Raw genomic sequence first — 4,915 nt, 5'->3', positions numbered from 1 at the left:
CGATCGGTTTCAGCGTGGTCGTGGCCGCGGCGGGCACCGCCGACCAGCCCGTGGCCCGCGAAGCCGCCGCCATCGCCACGGCTGTCGGCCTCGGCGTCACGACTGTCACCGACGTTGGCGTGGCGGGCCTCCACCGCCTCCTCGCCGAGCAGGACCGCCTGCGCGCCGCCGACACCGTCATCGTCGTCGCCGGCATGGAAGGTGCACTGGCCAGCGCGGTCGGTGGCCTCGTGGCCTGCCCGGTCGTCGCCGTTCCCACGTCCACCGGCTACGGCGCGGGACTGGAGGGCATCACCGCCCTGCTGGCCATGCACGCCTCCTGCGCCGCCGGCATCACCGTGGTCAACATCGACTCCGGCTTCGGCGCCGCGATGGCCGCTTTCCGCCTGTCCCGCGTAGCCTTCCGGAGCACGTCGTGAGCAATGTCTGCCTCATCTCACCGTTCACCGGTCTGGCCGGCGACATGCTGCTGGCCGCCCTCGTCGACGCCGGCGCACCGCTGCCCGCGATCCGCGCCGCCATCACCGACACCGGCCTCACCGGCTGGGACCTCACCGTCACCCGGGTGCTCACCCACGGCCTCAGCGGCAGCCGCGCCGTCGTGTCGGTGTCCGACGACGCCACGAGCCGCAAGGCGGGTGAACTGATCGCCATGGCCGGGCGGGTCCGCGACCGCGCGGTGGCGGACACGGCGACAAAGGCGTTGCGTGCCATCGCCGAAGTCGAGGGACATCTACACGGCGAGGATCCCGCCGAGGTGCACCTGCACGAGCTGGGTGGCCACGACACCCTCGTCGACATCGTCGGCGTGGCCGCCGCCCTGCACGCGCTCGACGTCCGCACCGTCCACTGTGAACCGTTGCCGCTCGGCACCGGCTCGGTCCGCACGGCCCACGGCGTCCTGCCGTGCCCGGCCCCTGCCACCTCGGCCCTGTTGGAAGGCGCACTCGTCATCGGCACCACGCTCAAGGGCGAGACCGTCACGCCGACGGCCGCCGCCCTCCTGCGTGCGCTGTCCGCCGACTACAGCCCGCCGCCTCCGCTGTGGTTGTCCGCCACCGGATACGGCGTCGGCACCCGGACCCTTCCCGACCGCCCCAACGTCGCGGTCGTCCGGCTCGGCGCGCTCGACACCGCGGACGTGCGCGACCTCGTGGTGCTGGAGACCAACCTCGACGACGTCACCGGCGAAGTCCTCGGTTACGTCGTCGGCCACCTGCTCGACCGCGGCGCCCTCGACAGCTGGATCACCCCCGCCGTGATGAAGAAGGCAGGCCGGCGCACGTCCTGCACGCCCTCGCCACCCCGGACACCGCCGACGAGATCGAACAGGCGATGCTCGCCGAGACCGGAACCCTCGGTGTGCGGCGAACGAACGTACGTCGCACCGCCGCGGCTCGCACGACCGACGTCGTCGGCGTCCACGGACTGCCGGTGCGCCGCAAACACGGGCCCCACCACGGCAAAGCCGAGTTCGACGACGCCGTCGCGGTGGCCCGGCAGACCGGCCTGCCGTTGCGTGCCGTGCTGACCGCGGCCGCGGAAATGCCGAGGGACCGCTGAATGGACACCGAAACCGCCGCCGCACAACTGGTGGCACGACTCGCTGAGATCGGCCCGCTCGCCGTGGCGTTCTCCGGCGGCGTGGACTCCGCGCTCGTCCTCGCCGCCGCGGTCCGCGCCACCGGACCCGGCGCCGTACTGGCCGTCACCGCCGACTCGGCCAGCCTCGCCACCGCCGAACTGACCGCCGCGGTCGCGTTCGCCGACCACCTCGGCGTGCGGCACCTGACACCCGAAACCACCGAACTGGACAACCCCGGGTACGCCGCGAACGGCCGGGACCGTTGCTACTTCTGCAAATCCACCGTGCTCGACACCATCACGGCAGTCGCCGCGGACAACGGCCTGACCGCGGTGGCCACCGGCACCAACGCCGACGACGCACGCGACCCGTTCCGGCCCGGCATCCGCGCCGGCGACGAGATCGGCGTGCACACCCCGTTGCGCGACCTCGCGATGACGAAGGCGGACGTCCGCGCGGTGAGCCGGCTGTGGGGTCTGTCCACTTGGGACAAACCAGCGATGCCGTGCCTGGCCAGCCGTGTCCGGTACGGGCTCACGATCACCCCTGCCCGCCTGGCCAGGGTGCAGCGCGCGGAGGTCGCCGTCCGGACCTGGCTCGCCGAAGCCGGTACTCCCGCCAGGGACCTGCGGGTGCGCGACCTCGGCGACATCGGCAGGTCGAGCTCGACCCGCATCTCGCCGGCCTGCCGGAGATCCGGCAGGCGCTGGCCGAGCTGGTCCGCACGGCCGGGTTCTCGGGCGCCGAGTTCGCGGTGTTCCGGTCAGGGGCTCTCAACCACGAGTGAACGGCTTTCCCCGTGGTCGGCAACCATCAAGGGCAATGTCCACAATCGACGAAAAGGTGTGAGGTCGGGCCAGACAGCGAGTTCTCGGCTTGAGGTCGATTGGCGCACGCCCTAGCCTCGAGCGAAAGACGTGTTCGTACCGTGCTCGCCCGATGGTTGCGCAGAGAGGATTCCATGGAAGACGCCACCCGGTCGGAGAACGCCGCGAATGGAAGCGGACAGCGACTCTCGCGACGGCGAGCGATGGAGCTGGCGGCCGCGCTGGGGATCACGGCGTGGAGCGCCCCTGGCTCGGCCGCCGGTGCGCCGTCCGGCACCTCGGCGACGCACTCCCACCTGGAGACTCGGTCTGGCCGCGTGGTCGCACCGCCGCCGAAGAACGTGCTCGGCGCGAACTTCAACGGCGCCAAGGACTGGTCCGACTTCGGCCAGTTGCGGGACGTGTCGGCCACCTGGCTGCGCGGGTTCTTCCCCGTGCCGGATGCCGACAAGGGAGCGGTCGCCGACCAGCCCGTGGTTCACACCGTGCTCTCTGCCGCCGAGCAGGGGTACGGCACAGTCCTGTCGTTGAAGTTCCCGTACTACGAGCAACCTGTCCCGGTGCCGGGCAGTGCGGCCATGGCCACCGCGTTGACACGGCTGGACAAGGTGCTTCCTGCCGTGATGGGCAAGGTGGACGTCCTGGTCGTCGGCAACGAGCCGTTCATCGAGTGCAGGCAGGAGGACCGGAACACGCCGCAGCTGAACGCTTTCTACGAGGCGATCGCGCGCCGCGTCATCGCGTTCCGTGACCAGCACGGCGGCGCGTCCAACAAGACCAAGCTCTACATGGGCGCACTCAACCGCCTCAACGATCCCGCCTGGCGGACCGCCGCCACGGATCGCTGGATGTCGTTCACCCGCGACACCGCCGCGCTGGACGGGGTGGACATCCACCCGCACGTGGCGGGACTGGAGGAGGCACAGGCGTTCCTGGACTACGTCCTGCCCCGGCTGCGCGACGGCCAGACCTTCCTGGCCTTGGAGTTCTCCCTGGTGCACCACTGGAAGGCGCACCTGAGCGACCCGGTCTCGGGAGCGTTCGCGGCCAAGTACGCAATCCCGGCCACCACTCAGGTCTGGGAGGTGATCGCGGACGCGATCCGGCGTCCCTTCACGCAGCAGAAGTGGAACGACTTCCTGGCGCTGTCCCCGTGGTTCGCCAACCGCCGACACTTCCTGCGCGACGCGGTGCGGCGCTTCCGGGCCACCGGCCGGCTGGCCGTGGCCACCTACGGCGTGTCCCAGGACGCCGCCATGGTGGCCGACTTCGGGCCGAAGTCGACTCCCTGGCTGCTCAACAGCATGTTCTGCCCCTACACGGTGCAGCGGGGACCGGCCGGCCTTCCTGGGCGGAACACCGCCTGGACCACGAGCTTCCGGGACCTGCAGTGACACTCTCCTCGACCGGGGGATGACGTCGCAGCGGCCGATTCCCACCAGGGACTCGGAGCGCGGTCAGCCCAGGAGCCGGTCGACCAGGTCGTGCCAGCCCGCTTCGACCCGCGCCAACGGCATGCCGTGGTCGCGGACGAGATGGTCGACCAGGACGACCTCCACCGACGACAGCAGAGCGTGGGCGAGCAGTTCGGCGTCGGCGTCCGGAAGGAGCGCGCGCACCAGCATTGCGACGTGGGTGTGGCGCAGCCGCCGCGGTGGCACTGCGAACCGCCGCTCGGCCGCGGGTTCGGCGGCCAGGTAGAGGTCGAGGTTCGCGCGTTCGTGGTGCAGCAGAGCCGGTCCGAACGCCCTGAGCCGCGTCGCCGGGTCGGCCTCGGGTCCCAGCGGCGGCGGGCCGCTGAGGAACGCCTCCTGGAACCGTTGCTCCGAGTGGTCCAGCAGGGCCTGGAGCAGTCCGTTGCGGTCGCCGAAGCGACGCGACACCGTGCCCTTGCCGACCCCCGCCTCGGCCGCCACGGTCTCCATCGTGATGGCCGCCGCGCCTCGTTCGGCCGCAAGCCGGGCCGCGGCCTCGAGCAACCGGGCGCGGTTGCGCACCGCGTCCGCACGCAGGTGCGTTTCCTCGCCGATGAGGGGCAGGTGTGTGCCGTCGATCACCTCAGCAGCCTAGCGGGAAGATAAGCGGGCCGCGTCCCGTTTATCGTGACGACCGTCCGATCACCGCCTCCACCTCGGGAGTTCCTCATGGCCGTCCGCATCCTCACCCTCGTCGGCAGCCTCCGCGCCGGATCGCACAACCGCAGGCTCGCCGAGGCCGCGGTCCAGATCGCACCGGACCACGTCGAGGTCGGCCTGTTCGACGGCCTGGACACCGTGCCGTTCTACAACGAGGACATCGATGCCGAGGGCAGCGTTCCCGCCGCCGCCGTCAAGCTGCGCGAGGCCGCCGTCGAGGCCGACGCCCTGCTGCTGGTCTCGCCCGAGTACAACGGCACCATCCCCGCGGTGCTGAAGAACGCCATCGACTGGCTGTCGCGCCCCTACGGCGCGGGCGCGCTGACCGGCAAGCCGGTCGCCGTCGTCGGCACCGCGTTCGGCCAGTA

5 protein-coding genes and 1 pseudogene are annotated in these 4,915 nt (G+C 71.3%); 5 read left to right on the top strand and 1 reads right to left on the bottom strand.

What is annotated here, in order from left to right; all coding sequences use genetic code 11:
* The 4 genes and pseudogenes from larB to FXN61_RS47275 form a co-directional block, all read left to right on the top strand.
* Positions 1-419: nickel pincer cofactor biosynthesis protein LarB (larB, locus tag FXN61_RS47290; protein WP_167980317.1), on the top strand; the 419-nt coding region annotated here is incomplete at its 5' end.
* A 44-nt stretch (positions 420-463) separates the two neighbouring features.
* Positions 464-1,563 (top strand): annotated as a pseudogene (gene larC / locus FXN61_RS47285) (nickel pincer cofactor biosynthesis protein LarC).
* Positions 1,564-2,487: an ATP-dependent sacrificial sulfur transferase LarE gene (gene larE, locus FXN61_RS47280; RefSeq protein WP_246293198.1), complete on the top strand. Its 924-nt coding sequence runs from the start codon at positions 1,564-1,566 to the stop codon at positions 2,485-2,487.
* 59 nt (positions 2,488-2,546) lie between these two features.
* Complete coding sequence (locus tag FXN61_RS47275; RefSeq protein ID WP_188136248.1) at positions 2,547-3,806, top strand: hypothetical protein; 1,260 nt, start codon at positions 2,547-2,549, stop codon at positions 3,804-3,806.
* Between the two features lie 63 nt (positions 3,807-3,869).
* Here FXN61_RS47275 and FXN61_RS47270 read toward each other — a convergent pair whose 3' ends face one another.
* Positions 3,870-4,469, bottom strand: coding sequence for a TetR/AcrR family transcriptional regulator (locus FXN61_RS47270; protein WP_312878547.1), 600 nt, complete (start codon positions 4,467-4,469; stop codon positions 3,870-3,872).
* An 87-nt stretch (positions 4,470-4,556) separates the two neighbouring features.
* On the opposite strand from FXN61_RS47270, the gene FXN61_RS47265 reads away from it, so the two are divergent.
* Positions 4,557-4,915: NADPH-dependent FMN reductase (locus FXN61_RS47265; RefSeq protein WP_167980316.1), on the top strand; the 359-nt coding region annotated here is incomplete at its 3' end.

The sequence above is a fragment of the Lentzea indica genome, from assembly GCF_012184385.1.
Lineage (GTDB): Bacteria > Actinomycetota > Actinomycetes > Mycobacteriales > Pseudonocardiaceae > Lentzea > Lentzea indica.
Note: the sequence above shows the minus strand (reverse complement) of the source record. Positions and strands in the feature narration are given on the sequence as shown.

Coding starts and splice junctions, on each gene's coding strand:
- larE (WP_246293198.1), top strand. CDS start 1,564: ATGGACACCGAAACCGCCGCCGCACAACTGGTGGCACGACTCGCTGAG.
- FXN61_RS47275 (WP_188136248.1), top strand. CDS start 2,547: ATGGAAGACGCCACCCGGTCGGAGAACGCCGCGAATGGAAGCGGACAG.